Annotated in this window: 20 protein-coding genes; 10 read left to right on the top strand and 10 right to left on the bottom strand. The window is 73.7% G+C overall.

The window, feature by feature from the left end; genetic code table 11:
* Positions 1-21: 21 nt before the first annotated feature.
* From ACIBW6_RS26550 to ACIBW6_RS26565, 4 genes are all read right to left on the bottom strand, one after another.
* Entirely contained in the window at positions 22-666 is a 645-nt protein-coding gene (locus tag ACIBW6_RS26550) for a cytochrome b/b6 domain-containing protein (protein ID WP_399063798.1), read from the bottom strand.
* Positions 650-1,375 carry a molybdopterin-dependent oxidoreductase gene (locus ACIBW6_RS26555; protein WP_399063800.1) on the bottom strand — a complete coding sequence of 242 codons (726 nt, stop codon included), beginning with the start codon at positions 1,373-1,375 and terminating at the stop codon, positions 650-652. The genes ACIBW6_RS26550 and ACIBW6_RS26555 overlap by 17 nt, the downstream gene beginning before the upstream one ends.
* 141 nt (positions 1,376-1,516) lie before the next feature.
* Complete coding sequence (locus ACIBW6_RS26560; RefSeq protein WP_399063802.1) at positions 1,517-2,173, bottom strand: chorismate mutase; 657 nt, start codon at positions 2,171-2,173, stop codon at positions 1,517-1,519.
* Positions 2,174-2,302: 129 nt separating this feature from the next.
* Positions 2,303-2,875 carry a hypothetical protein gene (locus ACIBW6_RS26565; protein ID WP_399063804.1) on the bottom strand — a complete coding sequence of 191 codons (573 nt, stop codon included), beginning with the start codon at positions 2,873-2,875 and terminating at the stop codon, positions 2,303-2,305.
* 350 nt (positions 2,876-3,225) lie between these two features.
* Here ACIBW6_RS26565 and ACIBW6_RS26570 point away from each other — a divergent pair, with 350 nt between their 5' ends.
* Positions 3,226-4,659 (top strand): glycoside hydrolase family 76 protein, encoded by a 1,434-nt coding sequence (locus ACIBW6_RS26570; RefSeq protein ID WP_399063967.1) that lies wholly within the window; start codon positions 3,226-3,228, stop codon positions 4,657-4,659.
* Positions 4,660-4,701: 42 nt separating this feature from the next.
* Here ACIBW6_RS26570 and ACIBW6_RS26575 read toward each other — a convergent pair whose 3' ends face one another.
* The gene (locus ACIBW6_RS26575; protein WP_399063806.1) at positions 4,702-5,628 is read right to left on the bottom strand and encodes a class I SAM-dependent methyltransferase; all 927 of its coding nucleotides are present in this window, start codon (positions 5,626-5,628) and stop codon (positions 4,702-4,704) included.
* A gap of 96 nt (positions 5,629-5,724) precedes the next feature.
* Here ACIBW6_RS26575 and ACIBW6_RS26580 point away from each other — a divergent pair, with 96 nt between their 5' ends.
* Positions 5,725-6,558, top strand: coding sequence for a MarR family transcriptional regulator (locus ACIBW6_RS26580; RefSeq protein WP_399063808.1), 834 nt, complete (start codon positions 5,725-5,727; stop codon positions 6,556-6,558).
* Positions 6,559-6,699: 141 nt separating this feature from the next.
* Here ACIBW6_RS26580 and ACIBW6_RS26585 read toward each other — a convergent pair whose 3' ends face one another.
* Positions 6,700-8,382, bottom strand: coding sequence for a multicopper oxidase family protein (locus tag ACIBW6_RS26585; RefSeq protein WP_399063810.1), 1,683 nt, complete (start codon positions 8,380-8,382; stop codon positions 6,700-6,702).
* Complete coding sequence (locus ACIBW6_RS26590; protein ID WP_399063811.1) at positions 8,375-8,920, bottom strand: hypothetical protein; 546 nt, start codon at positions 8,918-8,920, stop codon at positions 8,375-8,377. Before ACIBW6_RS26590 ends, ACIBW6_RS26585 begins: the two co-directional genes overlap by 8 nt.
* Before the next feature lie 159 nt (positions 8,921-9,079).
* On the opposite strand from ACIBW6_RS26590, the gene ACIBW6_RS26595 reads away from it, so the two are divergent.
* The 3 genes from ACIBW6_RS26595 to ACIBW6_RS26605 all read left to right on the top strand — a co-directional run bounded on the left by ACIBW6_RS26595 (position 9,080) and on the right by ACIBW6_RS26605 (position 13,814).
* Positions 9,080-9,970, top strand: a complete 891-nt coding sequence (locus ACIBW6_RS26595) for a LysR family transcriptional regulator (protein ID WP_399063813.1) — start codon at positions 9,080-9,082, stop codon at positions 9,968-9,970.
* Between the two features lie 226 nt (positions 9,971-10,196).
* Complete coding sequence (locus ACIBW6_RS26600) at positions 10,197-11,399, top strand: cytochrome P450 (RefSeq protein ID WP_399063815.1); 1,203 nt, start codon at positions 10,197-10,199, stop codon at positions 11,397-11,399.
* A gap of 180 nt (positions 11,400-11,579) precedes the next feature.
* A complete protein-coding gene (locus tag ACIBW6_RS26605; protein ID WP_399063817.1) occupies positions 11,580-13,814 on the top strand; it encodes an acyltransferase family protein in 2,235 nt (744 codons plus the stop codon).
* A 724-nt stretch (positions 13,815-14,538) separates the two neighbouring features.
* Here ACIBW6_RS26605 and ACIBW6_RS26610 read toward each other — a convergent pair.
* The 3 genes from ACIBW6_RS26610 to ACIBW6_RS26620 all read right to left on the bottom strand — a co-directional run bounded on the left by ACIBW6_RS26610 (position 14,539) and on the right by ACIBW6_RS26620 (position 17,550).
* Complete coding sequence (locus tag ACIBW6_RS26610) at positions 14,539-15,000, bottom strand: pyridoxamine 5'-phosphate oxidase family protein (protein WP_399063819.1); 462 nt, start codon at positions 14,998-15,000, stop codon at positions 14,539-14,541.
* Between the two features lie 168 nt (positions 15,001-15,168).
* Entirely contained in the window at positions 15,169-16,728 is a 1,560-nt protein-coding gene (locus tag ACIBW6_RS26615; protein ID WP_399063969.1) for an MDR family MFS transporter, read from the bottom strand.
* Between the two features lie 111 nt (positions 16,729-16,839).
* The gene (locus ACIBW6_RS26620) at positions 16,840-17,550 is read right to left on the bottom strand and encodes a TetR family transcriptional regulator (protein WP_399063821.1); all 711 of its coding nucleotides are present in this window, start codon (positions 17,548-17,550) and stop codon (positions 16,840-16,842) included.
* A gap of 189 nt (positions 17,551-17,739) precedes the next feature.
* Between ACIBW6_RS26620 and ACIBW6_RS26625 the strand changes: the two genes are divergently transcribed.
* The 5 genes from ACIBW6_RS26625 (at position 17,740) to ACIBW6_RS26645 (ending at position 21,816) form a co-directional block, all read left to right on the top strand.
* Complete coding sequence (locus tag ACIBW6_RS26625; RefSeq protein WP_399063823.1) at positions 17,740-18,441, top strand: GNAT family N-acetyltransferase; 702 nt, start codon at positions 17,740-17,742, stop codon at positions 18,439-18,441.
* 204 nt (positions 18,442-18,645) lie between these two features.
* On the top strand, positions 18,646-18,930 hold the full coding sequence (locus ACIBW6_RS26630) for a polyprenyl synthetase (RefSeq protein ID WP_399063825.1): 285 nt from the start codon (positions 18,646-18,648) through the stop codon (positions 18,928-18,930).
* Entirely contained in the window at positions 18,923-19,975 is a 1,053-nt protein-coding gene (locus tag ACIBW6_RS26635; protein WP_399063827.1) for a polyprenyl synthetase family protein, read from the top strand. Before ACIBW6_RS26630 ends, ACIBW6_RS26635 begins: the two co-directional genes overlap by 8 nt.
* 59 nt (positions 19,976-20,034) lie before the next feature.
* On the top strand, positions 20,035-21,201 hold the full coding sequence (locus tag ACIBW6_RS26640; RefSeq protein WP_399063829.1) for an oxygenase MpaB family protein: 1,167 nt from the start codon (positions 20,035-20,037) through the stop codon (positions 21,199-21,201).
* Between the two features lie 108 nt (positions 21,202-21,309).
* Positions 21,310-21,816: an NUDIX hydrolase gene (locus tag ACIBW6_RS26645; RefSeq protein WP_399063831.1), complete on the top strand. Its 507-nt coding sequence runs from the start codon at positions 21,310-21,312 to the stop codon at positions 21,814-21,816.
* Positions 21,817-21,854 lie beyond the last annotated feature (38 nt).

The following is a 21,854-nucleotide window of genomic DNA, read 5'->3' on the forward strand; positions in this document are numbered from 1 at the left end:
GGGCACGGCCTCAGCCGTAGATCACCGCGGCCGCCACAGCGGATGCTCCCGCTGCGCCCACTCCCCCGCCACCGAACCGGTGCGCATCCCCCTGCGGGCCTCGGGGTCGCCAAGCGCCATGCCGATGTGGCCGGCGAGGACGACGCCCAGGGTGAGGGCCAGCCAGTCGTGCACGAAGGTGGCCGCCGTGCGCCACAGCGGCGGGGTGAGGTGGGTGAGCCACATCATGAGCCCGGTGCCGAGCATGACGAGCACCGCCCCCGCGGTCCACGCGGCGTACAGCTTCTGTCCGGCGTTGAACTTGTGCGCGGGCCTGGCCCCGGCCCGCCTGTCCCTGCGCACCGCGGCCCGCAGCCACACGCGGTCGTGCGGGCCGAAGCGGTTCAGCAGCCGCAGGTCGGCGCGGAGCGCCCGGGACCCGAGGGCCACCAGGACGGGGACGGGCACCGCGAGCCCCGACCACTCGTGGACGGTGACGACGAGGGCGCGGCGGCCGACGAGTTCGGCGAGCACGGGGACGTACAGGAACGCCGCGGTGAGGACGCAGACCCCGGTGAGCCACGCCGTCGCGCGATGCGCCCACCGCTCGGCCCGGCTGAAGCGCGGCAGGCGTCCGGCGGTACCCGCCGCCGCGGCGGCGGCCGCTGTCTCAGGTGGTCGGCGCATCGTCCCGCCCGTTCGACCGGCCGACCCAGGCGTCGACGTCGTAACCGCGCTCTTCCCAGTAGCCCTGTTCCACGTGCTGGGTGACGGTGATGCCGGAGAGCCACTTGGCGGACTTGTAGAAGTACATCGGCGCCACGTAGAGGCGGGCGGGGCCGCCGTGGGAGTGGTCGAGGTCCTTGTCCCGCATGCGCAGGGCGACCAGGACGTCCGGGCGGCGGGCCTGTTCCAGGGTGAGGCTCTCCGTGTAGGACCCGTCGAAACAGGTGAAGCGCACCGCGCCGGCGGAGGCCCGCACGCCCGCCGCGTCCAGCAGCCGGGACAGGCGTACGCCCGCGAACGGCGTGCCGGGGACCCGCCAGCCGGTGACGCACTGGACGTCGCGCACCATGCGGGTCTGCGGCAGCGCCCGGAGCCCGGCCAGGGTGTACGTCGTCGGGCGGTCGACGAGTCCGTCGACGGTGAGCCGGTACGTCGCCGCGGTCTTGTGCGGCACGGACGAGGTGACGGAGTAGTAGCGGAACCCGCCGCCGTTGGGCAGCAGCCCCGTCAGGCCGGTGGGATCGCGTTCGGCGGCGCCGCCCAGGAACGCCTCCGTGGCCCGCTGGAGGGCGGGGGCGGCGAGCACGCCGAGCGCACCGAGGCCGACCGTCCCGAGGAAGACCCGGCGTCCGACGGGGGTGCCTCGCTCCTCCGGGGGTGGTGAGTCCATGTGTCGTCTCCCGAGGGGGCGGGCCGGCTGGTGCCGGGGGGGCGGTGGCGGGGTGTCGGGGCGGTCGCTGTCGGGGCGCGCCCGCCGGACCGCCTCGGTGGTGGTCGCCACGCGGCGCCGCGGGCGGCGCGCGGTCGGGTATCAGGCCCGCTGCCCGCGCGGTGCGTCGGCCCGGCAGACCGATCGCGTCGCGGTCTCCAGCGCCCGGCGGTGGAGGCCGTCCAGTTGTTCGCCCGCCGCGCCCACCCCGCTCGCCAGGGCCAGGTGCGCCGCGCAGGCGAGGGGTCTGGCGCGTACGCCTTCCGTCTCCTTCAGCTCGTGCAGCAGGGCCGTGGTCAGCCCGTCGAGCCGTTCGCGGATCCGGTCGAGGTCGGGGCGGGTGGTGGGGGCCTGCCCGGGGTGGGCGGTCCAGCGGGCGAAGAGGCCCCGCTGCACGGCCTTGCTCGCGGTGATCTGATCGCGGAAGAACGCCACGGCCGCCTCCGGGGCGACTCCGGCCAGTACCGCCTGCTGCCGGACCTGCTCCAGTACTTGTTCCTCGCGCGCCGGGTCCTCGATGGGCGCATCCGTGCCGTACTTGGACGCTGCCACGTCGTCGCCGACGCGCAGGCGTTCGATGACCAGGTCCGTCAGCGGGCCGAGGCCGCCGAGCGGACCGGCCGCCTCGACCGTGGCGCCGGCGGCTCCGGCACGCGCCGGTACGTCAGCGGCCACGACCTGAGGGGCGGTCAGCACGGCGGTGGCCACGAGCACTCCGGTGAGCGCGGCGCAACGGCCCGTCCTGTGCAGCGACTTCACGTGTCTGTCTCCCTAGAGGTATGAGCAGCGTACGCCGCCCGCGGCCCGGGGCGCAGCGGGTGGAGCAAGGGCCGGTACGTGCAGTGGATGAGGGCGCCGGTCCGTCCGGCCGGGCGGTCGTCGCCCGCCTCAGCCCTGCTTGGCGGCGCGGCCCAGCCGCAGGGCCGAGACGAGGAAGAAGACGCCGCCCGGGATCGCGTAGCCGATCGCGCTGGTCAGGGTCGGCTCGGCCGCGCCGGCCGACGCGACGAACGACGCCCCCGCGAGGACCGAGATCCCGCCGCTGAGGATCATCGGCCACTGGCCTCCCATCGCGCGGCGCGGCACCGCCACGACGAGCTGGACCAGGCCGGACACGATCGCCCATGCGCCCCATACCCGCAGCACCGCGGGGACACCGGACGCCCCGGCGATGCCCACGGCGACGGCCGCCGCGAGGCTGACCGCCATGTTCACGTAGAGGACCACGGTCGACTGCGTGGTGCGCGACGCCCGCGCGTCGACGACGGCCGCGGCCACGTCGAACAGCGGGTACACCACGAGCAGCACGGTCGCGACCGGCGTGAGCTTCGCGGACAGGGTGAACATGACCAGCGCCCAGACGAGGGCGAAGGCGAACCGGACGAAGTACAGGCGCCGCAGGGCGGAGGCGGTGCCCGTGGTCGCGGGGGCGGTGCCGGGCGAGACGGTGAGGGTGCTCACGAGGGGGCCCTTTCAGTGGATACGGGGAGGGCAGCACGGCCCGGGGCTCAGGAGAGGTCCGGGCCCGCATCGCAAGAACGAACGTTCTGTACGCATAGATTGGCCCGCCCGTCGGACCCTGTCAAGACAGAACGTTCTACCTACCCCCAGGGGTCGACTTCGCCGCCTCGTCACCCGGCCGCCCGATCAGCCAGACATTCCAGCGTCCGGGCGCCCCCATAGACGCACCCCGACCCGTTGACGTGCCCATGCCCCATCGCTACCTTCGGAGAGCGCTCTCCCCCACAGGCGAAGCGCCCTCGCCGCGCGACGAAACTCCAGGGAGCCCCTTGATGAAGCCCGCGAGATCCATGTCGGCCGCCCTTTGCGCCACCCTGACAACGTTGTCTGCCCTCGTCTTCGGCGGGTTGACGGCCTCCCCCGCCACGGCGGCCGCGACGGCCGTCTGCAATAAGTACTGCGACGCGCGCGACCCGTCGCTGAGCCCGCAGGACCGGGTTCCCGTGACCGCCACCGTCTCCGCGCGCTCCATCGCCCTGCACGTCGACGACACCGACGCGATGGGCTGGGCCTCCCTCGACAACGGCGGCGCCGGTGACCGGGTCTGGCTCGACCGGTCCATGGACGGCGGCCGGACCTGGTCCTCGGGCAGCAGGCTCGGGGACACGGCGGTGCCCTCGGGGGGACGCGGCTGGCGGACGCAGATGTACAACGTGGACGACTGGGGCAGCCAGGGCGTCGGGGCCCTGCGGGCCTGCGGGCAGCCGTCCGGCGGCGCCATCGCCTGCACCCCCTGGGCGCGCACCACCTGGAACGCGGGCAGCCGGAGCACCGCCGCGGCGACCGCCCTGATGATGTCGTACGACCGGAACACCAAGCTGTTCGGCGGCAACGGCTGGTGGACCGCGGCCAACGCGCTGACCGCCGTCATCGACAACATCCGGATCAGCGGCATGGGCAGCTACAGGTACGCGATCGCCGACATCTACAACAAGAACATCAACGCCCAGGGCGGACAGTTCCGCAACGAGTATCTCGATGACACCGGGTGGTGGGGGCTGGCCTGGGTAGCCGCCTACGACCTCACCGGGGACCGCCGCTACCTCGACACCGCGCGGGCCGACGCGGACCACATGTATGCCAACTGGAACGGCACCTGTGGTGGCGGCGTCCGGTGGAACACCGGCGGCAACTACAAGAACGCCATCACCAACGAGCTGTTCCTCCAGCTCACTTCGGCGCTGCACAACCGCCTCCCGGGCGACACCGTCTATCTGGAGCGGGCCCGCGGCGAGTGGGACTGGTTCCGCAACAGCGGCATGATCAACGGCGACCGCATGATCAACGATGGCCTGAACGACAGCTGCGCCAACAACGGCCAGCCGACATGGACCTACAACCAGGGTGTCATTCTGGGCGCGTTGGCCGAACTCTCCAGGGCCACGGGCGACACCGGTCTGCTGACGACCGCGCGGGGCCTTGCCGACGCCTCCAGCGTCCGGCTCCAGGCCGACGGTGTGCTGCGCGAACCCGGTGAGGGCGACAGCTGCACCGGGGACGGCCCGAGCTTCAAGGGCGCCTATGTGCGCGGCCTCGGTGCCCTCAACCGCACGCTGTCGGACCGGCCGTACGCGGCCGCCCTCACCCGGTGGGCGAACAGCGCCCACGACCACGACCGCAACGCGCTCGACCAGTACGGCCCGCACTGGAGCGGCGGCACCGGCGCCAGCGACTACGGCTGCCAGCAGAGCGCCCTCGACCTGCTCAACGCGGCGTCCGGCTGAGGCCGGTTCCGCGCGTCTGACGCCCGGGACGGGGGCCCGGCGTCAGCGGCGTTCGGCGACGGCGACGCGGCTGGACCGCAAGGAGGTCCGGACGCGGTCCGGGCCGCCGAGGGCGTGCGCGACGCCGAGGAGGTCGTCGTCGGACGTCACCGTCAGGCCGTACTCGGCGAGCATTGCGGCCATGCGGGGCGGCTTCCACAGGGAACGCCAGGGCTCGCCCGAAGTGACGGAGTTGCCGAGCACGCGCGTCAGGAGCCTGCCCGCGGCTGCCTTCGCCGAGGGCGTCTGGTAGTTGACGACGAGCGTGCTGCCCGGGGCGGTGCGCGCGGCGAGCGCGGACAGAGTGGCGCGGACCTCGTCGCGCGTCAGGTAGGGGACGACGCCCTCCCACAGCCAGGTGGTGGGGGCCGCCGGGTCGTGGCCGGCGGCGCTCAGCGCCGTACCGAGGTCGTCGACGGCGAGATCGACCGGCGTGAACCGTACCGAACGGGCCGTGGGCGGTGGTCCGGGGGCGTCAGCGCCGCCGCCCGGCCCCGGGTCGCCCTCCGAGGCCTCGGCGAGGCGGGCCCGCTTGTCCTGCTGGGACGCCGGATGGTCGACCTCCCACACGTCCGTCCCGGCGAGCCCGGGCAGCCGCCACGCCCGGGTGTCGAGGCCCGCGCCGAGGATCACGAGCTGGCCCGTCATGTGGGCGCGCAGGGCCTCGTCGATCGCGACCGTGCGCGGCGCCACCACTTCGGCGCTCGCCCGTACGGTCTCGTACACCAGGCGGGCGTGCCAGCTCGCCGGAGCGGTGCCCGCCCGTACCTCGTCCACGGGGACGCGTTCCTCGGCGCGCAGGAGCCGGACCGCCACCGGATCGCCGAACCGGTCCGGGGCCGTCCTGCCGTCCGCGGCCGCCCGCCCCTGGCAGACCGTCACCGCGGTCCGGCTCGCCGTGCGTGTCCCCTTCTTCATGGGGTTCTTCATGGGGCCGCATTCAACACCATGCGCTGCCGTGGACCCGGGCGGGGCACCTCGGCCGGTTCCGCCACGGAGGGCCGCGCCGCGGGCAAGATGGCGGTCATGACCACGAAGCACCGCGCCCGTCGCATGTTCGAGCTCCTGGAACCGATCTGTCTGGTCACTTTCATGGCTGAGGAGTGCAATGAGGAGCTGGCGGCGCTCGGGCACCGCACCTACTGGGACGGCTACTTCGCCAGTCGCGCCGCTCCCCTGGGGCGCGTTCCGGCCGACGTCGTCCACGCGGCCTTCTACAGCTTCGCCGACGGCGAGGTGGCACGGCACATCCCGAGCGCGTGGGAGACGATCCCGCCCGAGGCGTCCGTCGCCGCGCGGGAACGCGGCAGCGCGGCCGCACTGCGGCGCATCCTCGGCGCCGGGACGGCCGGCTCCCCAGGGCTGCGGCGCGCCGCCGACCTGACCACGAAGGCCGCGACGAGCGCACCCACGGCAGGCCGGGTGATGTACGCCGGGATGCGCTCGCTCGCCGTGCCGGACGATCCGGTCGCCCGGCTGTGGCACTCCGCGACCATGCTGCGCGAACACCGCGCCGACGGGCACATCGCCGCCCTCGTCGGGGAGCGGATCGGCGGCACGGAGGCGCACGTGCTGGACGCGCTGGCCCGGGGCATCCACCCCCCGGAGTCGTTCGGGCGCATCCACCACCTGCCGAAGGAGCGGCTGGCCGCCGTGATGGAGGGCCTGCGCGAGCGCGGTCTCGTCGACGCGGACGGCCGCTTCACGGACGCGGGCCGTGCGACGAAGGAGCGTGTCGAGGCCCTCACCGACGAGCTGGCCGCCCCGCCGTACGACGCCCTGTCCGCCGCCGAACTCGACGAACTCGTCGCTGTGCTGCAACCGCTCACGGCGACGTTGGAGGCCGCGGGGTCGCGGTAGCGGGTGGCATCGCGCCCTGCCGGATCCCCCGCCGTACGTGGAGAGCCGCCGGTATGCGGAGGCGTCAGTATGCGGGGGCTCGCCCGTATGCGGGGGCTCGCCAGTGAGTGGCGGGGCGCCGGCCGTGGGACGCCGCATGCCTCAGACGATCTCGAGGTTGGCCATCATCCCCATGTCCTCGTGTTCGGCGTTGTGGCAGTGGAAGAGGTAACGGCCGCGGTAGGCGTCGAACCGGGTGATGATCTCCGCCGCTTCACCGGGTCGCAGGGAGAGGGTGTCCTTGAGGCCCGCGTCGTGCGGGAGCGGCTGTCCGCCGCCCCGGGTCAGGACGCGGAACCCGACCAGGTGCAGGTGGACGGGGTGGTGCACGTCGGCGACCAGGCGCCACACCTCGACGTCGCCGTGGCGGACCGTCACGTCCGTCCGGGCGGGGTCGAACGGTCTGCCGTCGATCAGCCACCCGTGCCGCCCGTCCGTGCGACCGGCCCGGAAGGAGATGTCCCGCACCGCGCCGGCCTGCGACCGGCGCCACGACGGCAGGTCGTCGGCGAGGACGCGCGGCAGCCGGCCCCGGTCGGTGACCTTGCGCGCGACCCGGAACGCCATGACGTCGCGGGCGCGGCCGGAGCCCGCGCGGTTGACGATCCGGACGCGCTCGCCCACCGGGACCCCGGCGAAGTCGATGACGACGTCGTAGCGTTCGGCCGGGGCCAGGGGCAGGAGCCGGTGGGTGACGGGGGCGGCGAGCAGGCCCTGGTCGGCACCGATCTGGACGAGGTCGAGCCGCCGTCCGTGGTCCGTGACGGCTTCCAGTGTGTAGTGCCGGGCGTTCGAGGCGTTCAGGAGGCGCAGCCGGTAGCGGGCCGTGTCCACCTCGTGCACGGGCCAGGGCGCGCCGTTGACCAGGATCACGTCGCCGAGGACTCCGGCCATGTAGGGGTCGCGGACGCCGGGGCGCTCGCTCAGGGAGGGGTCGAGGGCAGGGTAGTCGAGGCTGCCGTCGGCGGCGAAGGCCCGGTCGGCGATCATGAGGGGCAGTTCGCGCGGCCCGGCCGGGAGGTCCAGCGCGTCCTCGGTGGCGTCGCGGACGAGGTGCAGGCCCGCGAGGCCGCGCCAGATGGCCGGGGCGGTGAAGTCCATGCGGTGGTCGTGGTACCAGAGGAGGGTCGCGCGCTGGTCCAGGGGGAAGGTGTAGTCGCGCGTCAGACGGGTCACGACGGCTCGCGGATCGTGCATCGTCATCGGCATCGGCATCGGCATCGCGGGGCCGGCGTGCCCGCTGTGGTTCTTCACGCCCGGCGCGTGTGTGCCGTGCGAGGTGTGTGCCGTGGGGCCATGGCCTCGTGCGGCGGGCAGGACGAGGTCCGTCGGGTATCCGTCGTCGCTCGCCGGCGTCCGGCCGCCGTGCAGGTGCACGACCGTCGGGACGGGCAACTCGTTGCGGTGGGTCACGGTGACGGGGCGGCCGCGCCTGGACTCGATCGTCGGTCCGGGGAACGTGCCGTCGTAGGTCCACATCCGCGTCCGGACACCGGGCAGGATCTCGACGTCCGCCTCGCGCTGGGTGATCTCGTAGCGGTCCGTGCCACCTGTGGTGCCGGACGGGGCCAGGACGGCAGGCAGGGGCAGGGGTACCTGGAACGGCGGCGGCAGGGGCAGTGCGCTGCGCAGTTCGCCCCCGGTGTGCGCCGGGCGCCGCGCCATCGCGGCCGTGGTCGACAGCCAGCCGCCCGCTGTCAGGACGAGCGCCCCGCCGATGCCGAACGCCTGACGCCGCGTCACCTTGGTTGCGGCGACTGCCTCGTCGGCCTGTCGCTCAGCCATTCCCGTCCCCCTGCTCCGCCGGCCGCGTCACGGTCCGGTTGCCGTCGCGCGCGGCCCGGGCCCGTGGCGACGGCGAACGCCGCCAGACGGCGATGAAGACCACGGTCAGCGCGGCGATGGTGATCACGCCGAGCGGCAGGTGCAGCCAGAGCGCCCCGCGCATCCCGGCGACGTACTGCACCGTCTCGGCCGCGACCAGGGTCGATGTGGCGGCGAACGGCCAGGGCCGGCGCAGCCGGACCCACACCACGACCGCCACGATCAGCTGTACGCAACCGACCGTCGTGGTGATGTCGGCGCCGAGTTCGTGCCAGCGCAGGGCGTCATAGTCGCCGCTCAAGTACACCCCGGCGAAGGCGGGTTGGCCGAAGATGGCCACGGTGTGCACGCTGACGGCGATCCGGAGCAGCCGCCACGCGAGCTTTCTCCCGAACACGGGGCCGGGGTCGGGGCCGGGGCCGGGATCGACACCGGGATCGGTACTGTGATCGGGGTCAACCACCCCTACCTGACCGCTTTTTGTGATGGCGGTGGCCATGCGCGTCCTCCTCTCGTCCGTTCGACGGGGACGGGTTCGACGCTATGACTCGGTCGGCATCATGTCTAAGATCAGTATTGCTATGCGGTTATCTCGCCGCAGGCATGAGAGCAGACCGCGCGAGGCGGCACGGCATGAACGGCAGGGGAAGGCGGCGTCATGGATCTGAACGGCCTGAGGCAGTTCCTCGTGGTGGCGCGCCTCGAGCACCTGAGCCGCGCGGCCGACGAACTGCGCGTAGCCCAGCCGTCGTTGAGCCGCACCATCGCCCGGCTGGAGCACGAACTCGGCGCTCCCCTGTTCGACCGCGCCGGCCGGCTCCGGCTGAACGACGCGGGCCGGCTCTTCCGCGGTCACGTCGAACGCTCCCTGGGCGCGCTCGACGCGGGGCGCCGCGCCGTCGCCGAGGCGGCCGACGCCGGCGTGGGCACGGTGCGCCTGGCCTCGGAGACGTTCCTGACCCTCACCGGGCCGTTGACGGCGTACAAGCGGGCGCATCCCGATGTCGAGGTGGAGCTCCGGTGGACGCCCGCCGAGGAGATGGCCCGTCGCCTGCGGTCCCAGGACGTCGACCTGTGCGTCGCGTCGCAGCCCGTCGACGCCGCGGGCCTGGAATCGATGCAACTGCTCGATGAGGCCGTCGTCCTGGCCACCCCGCTCGACCATCCGCTGGCCGGGCGCGCCTCGGTGACCGTCGGCGAACTCGCCGGGGAACCCTTCGTCGTGGCTCGCAGAGGGCACTGGCAGCGGCGCCTCCTCGACCGGCTCTTCGGCGCCCGCGGCCTCACCGCGAAGGTGGCATGCGAGGTGGACGAGCTGGTGGCCATCGCGGACCTGATCAGCGCCGGTCTCGGTATCGGTCTCGTGCCGGACATGGCGCGGCACACCGCCACTCACACCCCGCTCACCTGGGTGCCCGTGGACGCCCCCGACTGCCGGCGCAGGCTCACCCTCTTCTGGTCCGCGGACAGCCACCTGTCGACGGCGGCCCGCCTGATGCGCACCGCCATCACCGACTGGAACTGGGAGAACCCGCGCGACGACGCGTAACTGCGTGTGACGCCAGTGCAGTTGACGCCGTTCTGCCGAGACTCCTACCCGTACCGCGCGGCCCTCATCACCTACGCCCGCACCAGCCGAGCGAACGAGCAGAGCACCCGAGCGACATGGCGGAGCGCCCGCGAAACGGGGACCACACCCCACTACGTGTTACGGTCACCCCGCACATGAAAACGGGGAGCACCCCCCATTTCTTCCTGTCTGCCGGGAGCCGTCGATGCGCACACAGCACCCCACCGTCCAACTCGCCGCCCTCACAGACGACTTCGTCGCCGATCCCTATTCCGCGTTCCGTGCCTTGCGCCCCCGTGGACCCGTCCATCACGTGCGCTTTCCCACCGGGGACGAGTCGTGGCTGGTGATCGGGCACGAAGAGGTACGGGCCGCGTTCGCCGACCCCCGGCTCCGCAACGACGTACGGCACTCGGCCGACTTCACGGACGACGGCCTGTACGCCGTCGGCCGCAACATGCTCCAGGTCGATCCGCCCGACCACACCCGCCTGCGGACGCTGGTGGCCCGCGAGTTCACCGCGCGCCGGGTCCAGGCGCTGCGGTCCCGCGTGACGGAGGCGGCGGACGCGCTGCTGGACGGCGTGGCCGCCGACGGCCGGGCCGACCTGGTGGCCGCCTACGCCCATCCGCTGCCCCTCACCATCATCTGCGAGCTGCTGGGGGTGCCGGGCGCTGACCGGGACGTCTTCCGGGCCTGGTCCACGCGCGTCGTCGCGCTCGACGACCCGGAGGGGTCCGCCCGCGCCTCGCAGGAGATGGCCGGTTACCTCGCCGGACTCGCGCAGGAGAAGCGCCGGTCGCGCGAGGCGCCGGAGAGCGACCTGCTGCACGCGCTCGTCCGCGGGGACGACGGCGACGCCGACCGGCTCACCGCCGAGGAGCTGCTCGGCATGGCCTTCCTGCTCCTGGTCGCCGGGCACGAGACCGCCGTCAACCTCGTGGCCAACGCCGTCCAGCTGCTGCTCGGCCACCCGGAGCAGCTCGCCGCCCTGCGCGCGGACCCCGGCCTGCTGCCGGGCGCGGTGGAGGAGACCCTGCGCTGCGAATCGCCCGCTCCGGCCGGCACCTACCGCTACGCCGCCGAAGCCCTGGACCTGGGTCCCGTGCGGATTCCGGCGGGCGCGCGGGTCGTGCTCTCCATCGCCGCCGCCAACCGCGACCCCGCGCGCTTCCCGCACCCCGACCTCTTCGACATCCGCCGCGACCCGGCGGCGACGCGGGCCCACCTCGCCTTCGGTCACGGCCTGCACCATTGCCTCGGCGCGCCGCTGGCCCGGCTGGAGGCCACGGTGGCCCTGCGTCTCCTGCTGCACCGGTTCCCCGGCCTCTCCTTCGACGGCGACGGCACGCCCCGCTGGCGCGCCAGTCTCATGCGGGGCCTTCAGGAACTGCGCGTGCGCTGGTGACCACCCGCCGTGCCGGAGCGCGCTGGGCGTGAACCGGCGCCCAACTGCGGGTGAGCCGCAGGTCACGCGGGATCGGGGAGCCGCGGAACTCCCCGGATCTGCGCAACTGTTCGACTTCTGGGCCTGTCCCACGAGTGCGCCCCCGTACCACCACGTGACTCGTGAGGACACCGAACCACCGTGACCCAAGCACTGCCCCTGCGCCTGCCCCGGCCCCGCGTCCGCCCGCGCAAGCCGGACACCGCCCCTCGGCCGCCGGTCCCGGACCGGCGGGCGGACATCCAGGGACTGCGGGCGGTCGCGGTCGGCCTGGTCGTCCTCGCGCATGCCGGGACACGCCATTTCCGGGGCGGTTATGTCGGCGTGGACGTCTTCTTCGTCCTCTCCGGTTTCCTCATCACCTCCCTCCTCCGCCGCGAGCTGGAGCGGACCGGCCGCATCCGCATGAGCCGCTTCTACGCCCGGCGCGCGTTGCGCCTGCTGCCCGCCTCGACCCTCGTCGGCGTGGTCACCCTCGCCGGCGCCTACTTCTTCCTCTCCAAGGCCCGCTTCGAGGAGTACGTGGGCGACGCGGTCGCCAGCGGCCTGTACGCGGTCAACGTCCGCCTCGCCCTGTCCGGCACCGACTACCTGCAAGCGACCGCGCCGCCCTCGCCGTTCCAGCACTTCTGGTCCCTCGCGGTCGAGGAGCAGTTCTACGTCGTGTGGCCGCTGGTGCTGACGGGCGCGTATCTGCTCGCCGGACGGCTGCGGCGCGAGGAGCCCACCGCCGGGTCAGGTCCCGGCGGATCGCGTCCTGGATGGTCGCGTCCCGGTTGGTCGCGTCCCGGATGGTCACGTCCCGGCGGGTCGCGACCCGGCGGGCCCGCGGTCGGCGTTCCGTTCGTGATCGCGGGCCTCCTCGTCGCGCTCTCCTTCGCCGCGGGCCTGCGCACGACGGGCTCCTCACCCTCGTGGGCCTACTTCGGCTCGCACACCCGGGCTTGGGAACTCGGCGCCGGGGCCCTGCTCGCCCTCGGCGCCCACCGCCTGCGCCGGATGCCGCCGGCGCTCGCCGCGGGCGCCTCCTGGACGGGCCTCGCCGCGGTGCTCGGGGCGGCGCTGGTCCTCGACGACAGCACGCCGTTCCCCGGGACCGCCGCGCTCGTCCCGGTCGCGGGGACCGTACTGGTCCTCGCGGGCGGCTGCGTCCCCACCCGGTTCGGCGCCGAACTCCTGCTGCGTCAGCGGCCGTTGACTGCCGTCGGCGACCTCTCCTACGGCTGGTACCTGTGGCACTGGCCGCTGCTCGTCCTCCTGCCCGCCGTCCTCGACGAGCCGGAGCCGGACGCGCGGGCCGCCCTCGCGATGTGCGGGGTCGCTCTGGTCGCGGCCTGGGCGACGCTGCGGTTCGTGGAGAACCCGCTGCGGTTCGGCGCCGCCTTCCACGACCGGCCCCGCGCGTCGCTCGGGCTCGGCGCCGGGCTGACGGCCGGTGCGCTGGCCCTCGCGTTCGTCGCCGCGCTCTTCCCGCCCGCCATCGACTCCGGCCGGGCCGCGCCCTCGCTGGCCGCGGCCCTGGACCGGGCGCCGGACCCGCAGGCACGCCTGGCCGGGCTCCTCGCCGCACCGAACGACGTCGTGCCGGGCAACCTCACCCCGGGGCTGACCGCGATCAAGGCGGGCAGGTCCGCCGTCTACCGGGACGGCTGCCACCTGAACCTCACGTCTGTCGCCGTACCGGCGTGCACGTACGGCGACCCCGCCGCGGCCACCACCGTCGTGCTCTTCGGGGATTCACACGCCGCCCAGTGGTTCCCCGCCCTCGACCGCCTCGCCCGCGCGCGGCACTGGCGCCTCGTCTCCCTCACCAAGGCCTCCTGCAAGGTCGCCGACGTCACCATCGTCAGCGACGGCGGGCCGTACACCGCCTGTGACACCTGGCGCGCAAAAGTCCTGCGCCGGATCGCCGAGCTGCGGCCCGAGCTGGTGATCGCCTCGTCGTCCGACGCGGGCGACCCGGTACGCCCGGACACCGGCGGCCCGGTACGGCAGTGGACGGCCAGCTTTGAGCGGACCTACCGGGCGCTCCGGGCGAGCGGGGCCCGCGTGGCGGCGCTCCTCGACACGCCCTGGCCGACGTCGGACGCGGTGGACTGCGCCGGGACGCACCCGCTGGACCTGGCGCGGTGCGCGACGAGCCCCGACCGGGCGGCGAAGGATCCGCGCCGGGCCCGGGCCCTGCGCTCAGCCGCCGCGGCGACCGGCGCGACCGTCCTCGACCCCGGCCCCTGGGTGTGCGCGCCCCGCGTCTGTCCGGTGGTCGTCGCCGACACGCTCGTGTACCGCGACGACGGTCATCTGGCGGAGGCGTATGCGCGGGCTTTGTCACCGGTCGTCGGAGCGGAGTTGACGCGTCGGTTTGCGTTGCCGTGATTGGGGGGGCGCCGGGGGTGGGGGCCTTGGGTTTGGGGGGAGGCAGGACCCCGGGGCCGAGGGTCGGCGCCGCGGGTACGGGGGGCTGCCCGTGGGCGAACCGGGTCGGGGCGCGGGCTCCGGGCCGCTGGCCCCGGGAGGCCGCGGGTCCGGGGGGCTGACCGCGAGCTCCCGGGTCAGCTGCGGGCTCCGGGCTCCACGCCGCTAGCCCCGGAAGGCCGCGGGTCCCCGGGGGGGCTGCCCGTGGGCGAACCAGGTCAGGCCGCGGGCTCCGGGCTCGACGCCGCCGGCCCGGGAGACCGCGGGTCCCGGGGGGGCTGCCCGTGGGCGAACCGGGTCGGGGCGCGGGCTCCGGGCTCCACGCCGCCGACCCCGGAAGGCCGCGGGTTCGGGAGGGCTGGCCACGGACGCCCGGGTGCGGTTGCAAGCTGCGGGCTCCACACCGCCAGCCCCGGAAGGCCGCAGGTCCGGGGGGCTGACCACGGGCGCCCGGGTCAGGCCGCGGGCTCCGAGCTTCACGCCGCCGAGTCGGAATCACACCGCCGGCCTCGGCTCAGCGCCGCCAGCCCCGGATCAGGCTCACCGGGTCGGCCCACGTGCCCCGGATCAAGCATCCTGGGTCGGCCCACGTGCCCCGGATCAAGCTCCTTGGGTCGGGCCACGGACCCGGGATCACGCCGCGCCCCCACGGCCGCCGCCGTCGGCCCCCGCCAAGGGCCCCCACTCAGTCGAGCCAGCGCCCCTCCCGCATGACGACCCGGCCCCGCAGTTCCCGTTCCCCGCGCCACGCGCGCACCGTCCGTGGGGTCACGCGCAGGTAGTGGTAGGGCGCGTCCTCCCTGCGCGGGTCCCAGCCGAACTTCTCGGCGAACGCGGCGGCCGCGTCCGGTGGCACCGCCGCCGCGTCGAAGGTTTCCGCTTCTCCTTGCAGGGTCACCACGTCGAAGGTGTGCGACAGCGCCAGGCGCACGCGCGGGTCCTCGCGTATGTTGCGCGCGGTCGCGGAGGCCGCGCCGGTGCACATCCAGACCGCCCGCCCGTCCCACGCGAACCACAACGGCACCTGGTGCGGGCCGTGGTCGACGTGGGCCGTGGACACCCACATGTCCCGCTCCGTCCGGAGGCGGTCGAGGGTGTCTTGTCTGCGCTCCGCCGCGCTGCGGCGGACGGTCTCGGTCTCGTGCATGGGAATCGACGCTAGTCAGCGCCCGCGCCCTGCGCATCGGACGCAGGACCTAGGCCCGGCGGCGGAGTACACGACCGGCGGCTGACGGGAAGCCCGCTGCCCGCCGACGACGTGTGCCCACGGCGCGACGGTGAACCGCCGTACCGTGGGCACACGCTCCGCGCTCGCTCAGCCGACCGGCGCCGCCGGGGCCCCGGACGTGGCGTCCTCGGACTCCTGGGCCAGGCGTTCCATGCCGCTCGTGTTCTTCAGCGGCTTCTCCTTGACGAACAGGACCGCGACCAGCGCGAGCAGCGCGAACGGCGTGGCGACCAGGAACAGGTCACCGGTCGCGACCCCGTACGCGTGCTCCACGATCTCCCGCATCGGGGCCGGCAGGGTGGTCATGTCGGGCACCCCGTGCCCGGCCGACCCGCCCGCGTCGGCCGGCACACCGGCCTGGGCGAGGCCCTTGCTCATCTCGGAGGCCACGCGGTTGGCGAGGATCGCGCCGAGCACGCTGGTGCCGATGGTGCCGCCCAGGCTGCGGAAGAAGGACAACACCGAGGTGGCGGCGCCCAGTTCGCCGGCGGGCACGTCGTTCTGCGCGGCCAGGACCAGGTTCTGCATCAGCATGCCGACGCCGATGCCCATCACGGCCATGAACACGCTGAGCAGCCCGAAGTGGGTGTCCGCGTCGATCGTGGAGAGCAGGCCCAAGCCGACGGTCATGGCGACGGCGCCGATGACCAGGTAGATCTTCCAGCGGCCGGTGGCGCTGATGATCTGGCCCGCGACCGTGGACGAGACGAGCAGACCGAGGATCATCGGCAGGCTCATCAGGCCCGCGACCGTGGGCGACTTGCCCAGGGACACCTGGAAGTACTGCGACAGGAAGACCGTGCCGCCGAACATCGCCAGGCCGACCAGCAGGCTCGCCACGGTGGTCAGCGCCACGGTGCGGTTGCGGAAGATGCCCAGCGGGATGATCGGTTCGGCGACCCGCGACTCGACGAGGACGGCGGCCACGAGCAGCACCACTCCCCCGGTGACAAGGGCGGCGGTCTGCCAGGACGCCCAGTCGAACTGGTTGCCCGCGAGCGAGACCCAGATCAGCAGCGCGCAGACGCCTGCCACGATCAGGAACGCGCCCAGGAAGTCGATCTTCGCCTCGCGGCGGACGGTGGGCAGCTTCAGCGTGCGCTGCAGCAGCACGATGGCGAGCAGCGCGAACGGGACGCCGATGAAGAAGCACCACCGCCAGCCGAGCCACGACGTGTCGACGAGGACGCCGCCGATCAGCGGACCTGCGACGGTGCCGATGGCGAACACGGCGCCGAAGATGCCCGCGTACTTGCCGAGCCGGCGCGGCGGGATGACGGCCGCCATCACGACCTGGGCCAGGGCGGTGAGGCCACCGGCGCCGATGCCCTGCGCGACCCGGCTGAAGATCAGCAGGCCGACGTCGTGGGAGAAGCCGGCCAGCAGCGAGCCGACGATGAACATGCTCAGGGAGAGCTGGAGCAGCAGCTTCTGGTTGTACAGGTCGGAGAGCTTGCCCCACAGCGGCACCGTCGCGGTCATCGCGAGCAGTTCGGCGGTGACGACCCAGGTGTACGAGGACTGGCTGGCCCCGAGGTCGGCGATGATGCGGGGCAGCGCGTTGGAGACCACGGTCCCGGCGAGGATGGCGACGAACATGCCGGCCATCAGGCCGGACATGGCCTGGAGTATCTGTCGGTTGGACATGGCGGTGGGAGGCGCCTCGGGCGGCGCCGCTGTAGCGGTCACTTCGTCTCTTTCAGGGTTCAGCACTGAGCCCCCGTCACAGGTGGGGGGGCTCCAGGAACAGGGGGTGGGTCAGCGGCGCCGGGGCGCGGCGGGCGGGGGCGGTTCGGGCAGGCCGGCGGCCAGGTGGTCGAAGACCTCGCGGAACACGTCGTCGAAGTCGGCCTCGTCCTGGCGCACGCACCAGTGCTCGACGGCGGTCCGGACGGCCGCGGAGCCGACGGCGGCGACCAGCCGCGGGTACAGCCCGAGCGCCCGGCGCCGCCGCTGCTCGGCCTCGGTCGCCGTGTCCTCGCCGCGGGCGGCGGAGAAGAGGGGCGAGCCGGCGCCGATCCGTTCGGCGACGGCCTCGGCCAGGCCGAGTTCGTCCGCCAGGTGGGCTCCGATGCTGCGTGCGAGGAGGTCGGGTGAGCGGCGGAGCACCTCGGCGTGCAGCGCCCACAACTCCTGTTGCTGCTCGATCTCCTGCAGTTCCACCGCGAGGGCGTCGCGCAGCGCTTCGAGCGGCGAGAGGCCGTCCGGCGCCGCCAGCACGGCGGCGCGCACGCGGGCGCTCGACTCCGCGCCGATCAGGACGAAGACCTCTTCGCGCGAGTCGAAGTAGTTGAAGAAGGTGCGGGGCGACACGCCCGCCGCCTCGCTGATCGCGTCGACGGTGATGTGCTCCACGCCGCGCTCCGCGGCCATCCGTACGGCCGCTTCGACCAGCGCGGCGCGCGTCGCGCGCTTCTTACGCTCGCGCCAACCGCCCGCGTCTGCCACCGTCTCCGCCATGGCTTGCATGCTACGCAAAAATGCAGGCTCTGCAAAACCGTGCGGAGACGCCGCTCGGCCCGACGCCGTCGGGGCCACCCACGGCCCGTCCGGTCCGGCACGGCCCGGCCGCCCCGCCGGGAGCCTCACCGCCGTGTCGTACGGTGGCCCGCGCGCCGGGCCCAACTCGTCCGGCGTCCCGAAAGGAAGCGGACCACGATGAACGACGACGACCCCGTACTCGACGATCCGGTGGGCCGGTCGCTCGGCGGCCGGCATGCGCACCTCGCCCGGCGGCTCGGCCGGGCCGCGACCTATAGGGCGCAGGCGGCGACGTTCTCCGCCGTGCCCGCGGAGGCGAGCGCCGAGGACTGGGCCGATCTCGCCCGGCTGCTCGGACCGGGCGCCTTCGCCGACATGTTCAGCTGCCCGGCCGCGCCCCCGCCGACCTGGGAGCCGGTCTTCCGCCTCGACGGCCGTCAGCTGATCTGGCCCGGCGGGGCGGGTCCCGGCGAAACGGCCGCGGAGTCGGGCCCCGCCGTGGTGGAACTGGGTGCGGACAGCGTGCCCGAGATGCTCGACCTCGTCGCGCGGACCGAGCCCGGCCCCTTCTGGCCCCGCACCCACGAACTCGGCACCTACCTCGGCGTCCGGGTCGACGGCGTCCTGGTGGCGATGGCCGGAGAACGTCTGCGGCCCCCGGGGTGGACCGAGATCAGCGCGGTCTGCACCGCGCCCGAGGCGCGGGGGCGCGGTCACGCCGGCCGCCTGGTCGGCGCGCTCGCCACCCGCATCCTGGCCCGCGGCGAACGTCCCTTCCTGCATGCCGCGGAGACGAACACCGGCGCGCTCGCGCTGTACGAGCGGCTCGGATTCAAGACACGTAGGCAGGTGACGTTCCGGGGCTTCCGCGCACCCTGACGGCCCGTCACCGTGCGCTGGTCCGCGCGGTGGGCTGATGGAGCCAGACCGCTCCAGCCGTCCGTGCCGCCGTACACCGCTCGAAAGTGATCCGTCGAAGGGGTGGTTTACGGCGGTCGGCCGGGCGGGTCCGCGTCCCGTCGAGTGTCCTGAATGCCGCGGGGGCCGGGCCGACCGGTCCGGCAGGACGGTGGAGGGGGACGCATGACGACCGGCGCACGGCGGGGCCAAGGCCTGGACGGGCAGGCGGTGTTACTCGTGGCGGGGCTCGCGGACCTGGCGGTGAGCGCGGTCGGCGAGGCCGCGGGAACCGTACGGCAGTGGCTGCGCAGGTCGGACGGGCCGGACCTGGCCCGGGACGCGCAGCAGGACCTGATGGCCCGCGGACGCATCGCCCTGGACCGGCTCGCGACCGTGCCACCGGCCCATCTGGAGCTCCTGGCCCAGCAGGTCGTCGCCCGGCGAGCGGCGTCCGGTGGCGATGCCTGAGCGCTGGGACCAGGCCGGCTTCCGGGTCCGCGTCGACACGTTCCTGGCCGGTTTCCTGGCCGAGGAGGCCGGTCACCTGGTCGCCGTCGACGAGGCGTTGCGGCCGGTGGCCGGCCAACTGCGGGCGGCGGCCGCACACGGCAAGCGACTCCGGGCCGCCTTCTGCTACTGGGGGTGGCGCGCGGCCGGGCAGCCCGACAACGACGCGCTGCTGCGCGCGGCCGCCTCGATGGAGCTGGTCCACGCGGCGGCGGTCGTCCACGACGACCTCATCGACGACAGTCCCCTGCGGCACCACGCCCCCACCGCCCACGTCGCCCTGCGCGCCGCCGTCGCCGGCCGCCCGGGAGCGCGCGCCGCGGCCCGCTCGCTCGCCATGCTGGTCGGTGACCATCTGATGGCACTGGCCGGTCAGCTCCTCGCGACCAGCGGGCTTCCGGCCGCCTACCTGGCCAGGGCCCGGCCCGTCTGGTCGGAGCTGGCACGCGAACTGATCGCGGGCGAGTGCCTGGAGATCCTGAGCACGGGCGCCCCGCCGGACACCGACAGGTCGCTGAAGGTCGTCCGCTACAAGACGGCCAAGTACACCGTCGAACAGCCCCTGCTCATCGGGGGCTTGCTGGCGGGTGCCGCGCCTGGTCTGCGGGCGGGACTGCGCGCGTACGGGCTGCCGCTGGGCGAGGCCTTCCAGCTCCGTGACGACCTGCTCGGTCTGTTCGGCGAGTCCGGCACCACCGGGAAGGCCGGCCTGGACGACATCCGGGGCCACCGGCCCACCACCTTGCTGGCCCGGGCCTGGGAGGCCGCCTGCCCGGCCCAGCGCGCGGAGCTCGCCGCGCTCCTGGGCCGCCGCGACCTGGACGAGTCGGACCTGCACACGGTCCGGCAGCTGCTGCGCGAACTCAAGGCCCCGGGCCAGGTGGAGGAGTTGATCGCCGCCCGGGTGAAGGAGGCCGTCGGCAGCCTGGGCGGGCTCGGCATGCCCGCAGCGGCGCACCGGGCCCTCACCGACCTCGCGCGCACCGCCACCGATCGCCCGTACTGAACCCACCACGGGGACGGGCCGCCCCTGACCGCGGGCGCGCCGGCCCGGAAGGAACCCACATGACCTGCACCGAAGCTTCGATGAACGCGCTGCGCCTGGCCGGTGACGAACTCGCCGACGCCGTCGTGGCGACCCTCTTCGAACGGGAAGAGGTGGGCAAGTTCAACACGTTGATGCGCTACGTCTCCACGGCGGGCGCGCCACTGCCGGACGGGCTGCCGGAGGTCGCGCGCGAGTACCTGCAGGCGACGAGCGTCCCGCCGTCCTGGGTGGACTGGGGTGAGATGGAGAAGGCGCGCCTGTTCTTCATCGACAACAACGTGCACATCTCCACCGCCCTGTCCTTCGCCTCCATGCCCGCCTGTTATGTCGTCCCGAACGTGGCGCGGCTGCTGTCCACGACCCACGGCCTGGACTATCCCGCGCGGCGGATGGCGGAGACCGGCCAGTTCACCGTCTACCTGATGCAGCCGGACGCGTTCGAGGCGGGAAGTCGCTTCATCCCGGCCGCGCAGAAGGTGCGCCTGCTGCACGCGTCGATCCGCCACCACCTCAAGCGCGAGGACCGCTGGGACGCGGCGACGCTCGGCACGCCGATCAACCAGGAGGACATGATCGGCGGCCAGATGTTCTTCTCCATGCTCGTCCTGGACAGCCTGCACCGCCTGAACATCCACATGTCGACGGAGGGCGCCGAGGCGTACTACTACGCCTGGCGCGTGGTCGGGGCGATGCTCGGCGTGGACCAGGAGGCCGTGCCGAAGACGCTGGAGGAGGCCCGCGCGTTCCTCGACCTCTACATGCTCCGGCACATGGGGCCCTCCGAGGAGGGTGCCCACCTGACCCGCCAGCTGATCGACCTCTACGAGGAGGTCGTGCCCGGCACTCTCTTCGACCCCATCGTCTCCGCCCTCATCCGGTACCTGATCGGCGACACCTGCGCCGACTGGCTCCAGGTGCCGCGCACCGCCTGGGACAAGGTCGCCCAGGCGGTGCCCGCGCTGCTCGGGGTCCTGGAGACGATCGAGGACCGCTCCCCGTTCGGCGCCTGGGCCCTGGACCGGATCGGCCACCTGACCAGCGTCTTCGAACTCTCCACCCTGACCCGCGGCCGCGTCATGCACTACGCCGTGCCGGAGCACCTCAAAAAGGACTTCGGCGTCGAGGCCACGGTCCCCCGCACCCACCGCTGGACCCCACCGGCCCCGACGGTGGCGGGGCTCTGACCTGGTCCGGTGCGGCTGCCACTGCAGCGGAAGGTCGTCGAACCGGGCGGCCGGCCCGACCGGAGGGGGCTCCGGCGGGTGTCAGTGCCATGTGGCACCGTCTGGCGAATGAACGAACGTGTTGAGCGGGTGGACGAGCACGACCGGGTGCTGGCGGTCGTCAGCCGGAGTGACGCCGTGCGGCACCGTTGGCCGCACCGCGTCGCGACGGTCGTGTGCCGGGACACGCAGGGCCGGACGCTCGTGCACCGCCGCCCGCCCAGCGCGTCCCGTTTCCCCGGTCACCTCAACTGGATGCTCGGCGGCGCGGTCGGCGTCGGCGAGTCCTACGAGGCCGCTGCCGCACGAGAGTTGACCAAGGAACTGGGGGTGCTGAGCACGCCCGCCCCGCTGTTCAAATTCCTGTGCGCGGGGGTGCTGGGCCCGTACTGGCTGGGTCTGCACGAAACCGTGGTGACGGGCCGCATCGCGCCTGATCCGGCGGAGATCGCCTGGCACGCCTGGCTGACCGAGAGCGAGCTGCGTGCTCTGGTCCGGCACGAGGCGTTCGTACCGGACGCCCGCGAGGCGTTCGACCGGTACTGCGCCCTGCGTCCACGGCCGCCGCGCCCATGATTCCTCGCCCTCCGTCCCCCGGCCGTCGACCTGGCCCC

It is taken from the genome of Streptomyces sp. NPDC049813 (genome assembly GCF_044465085.1).
Lineage (GTDB): Bacteria > Actinomycetota > Actinomycetes > Streptomycetales > Streptomycetaceae > Streptomyces.

Excerpts from the sequence above, each read along its gene's own strand:
- ACIBW6_RS26645 (WP_399063831.1), top strand. The coding sequence starts at position 21,310 with ATGAACGAACGTGTTGAGCGGGTGGACGAGCACGACCGGGTGCTGGCG.
- ACIBW6_RS26575 (WP_399063806.1), bottom strand. The coding sequence starts at position 5,628 with ATGAAGAACCCCATGAAGAAGGGGACACGCACGGCGAGCCGGACCGCG.
- ACIBW6_RS26610 (WP_399063819.1), bottom strand. The coding sequence starts at position 15,000 with ATGCACGAGACCGAGACCGTCCGCCGCAGCGCGGCGGAGCGCAGACAA.
- ACIBW6_RS26550 (WP_399063798.1), bottom strand. The coding sequence starts at position 666 with ATGCGCCGACCACCTGAGACAGCGGCCGCCGCCGCGGCGGCGGGTACC.
- ACIBW6_RS26570 (WP_399063967.1), top strand. The coding sequence starts at position 3,226 with ATGTCGGCCGCCCTTTGCGCCACCCTGACAACGTTGTCTGCCCTCGTC.
- ACIBW6_RS26620 (WP_399063821.1), bottom strand. The coding sequence starts at position 17,550 with ATGCAAGCCATGGCGGAGACGGTGGCAGACGCGGGCGGTTGGCGCGAG.
- ACIBW6_RS26615 (WP_399063969.1), bottom strand. The coding sequence starts at position 16,728 with ATGTCCAACCGACAGATACTCCAGGCCATGTCCGGCCTGATGGCCGGC.
- ACIBW6_RS26585 (WP_399063810.1), bottom strand. The coding sequence starts at position 8,382 with ATGGCTGAGCGACAGGCCGACGAGGCAGTCGCCGCAACCAAGGTGACG.
- ACIBW6_RS26580 (WP_399063808.1), top strand. The coding sequence starts at position 5,725 with ATGACCACGAAGCACCGCGCCCGTCGCATGTTCGAGCTCCTGGAACCG.
- ACIBW6_RS26600 (WP_399063815.1), top strand. The coding sequence starts at position 10,197 with ATGCGCACACAGCACCCCACCGTCCAACTCGCCGCCCTCACAGACGAC.
- ACIBW6_RS26590 (WP_399063811.1), bottom strand. The coding sequence starts at position 8,920 with ATGGCCACCGCCATCACAAAAAGCGGTCAGGTAGGGGTGGTTGACCCC.
- ACIBW6_RS26630 (WP_399063825.1), top strand. The coding sequence starts at position 18,646 with ATGACGACCGGCGCACGGCGGGGCCAAGGCCTGGACGGGCAGGCGGTG.
- ACIBW6_RS26635 (WP_399063827.1), top strand. The coding sequence starts at position 18,923 with ATGCCTGAGCGCTGGGACCAGGCCGGCTTCCGGGTCCGCGTCGACACG.
- ACIBW6_RS26555 (WP_399063800.1), bottom strand. The coding sequence starts at position 1,375 with ATGGACTCACCACCCCCGGAGGAGCGAGGCACCCCCGTCGGACGCCGG.
- ACIBW6_RS26640 (WP_399063829.1), top strand. The coding sequence starts at position 20,035 with ATGACCTGCACCGAAGCTTCGATGAACGCGCTGCGCCTGGCCGGTGAC.
- ACIBW6_RS26625 (WP_399063823.1), top strand. The coding sequence starts at position 17,740 with ATGAACGACGACGACCCCGTACTCGACGATCCGGTGGGCCGGTCGCTC.
- ACIBW6_RS26595 (WP_399063813.1), top strand. The coding sequence starts at position 9,080 with ATGGATCTGAACGGCCTGAGGCAGTTCCTCGTGGTGGCGCGCCTCGAG.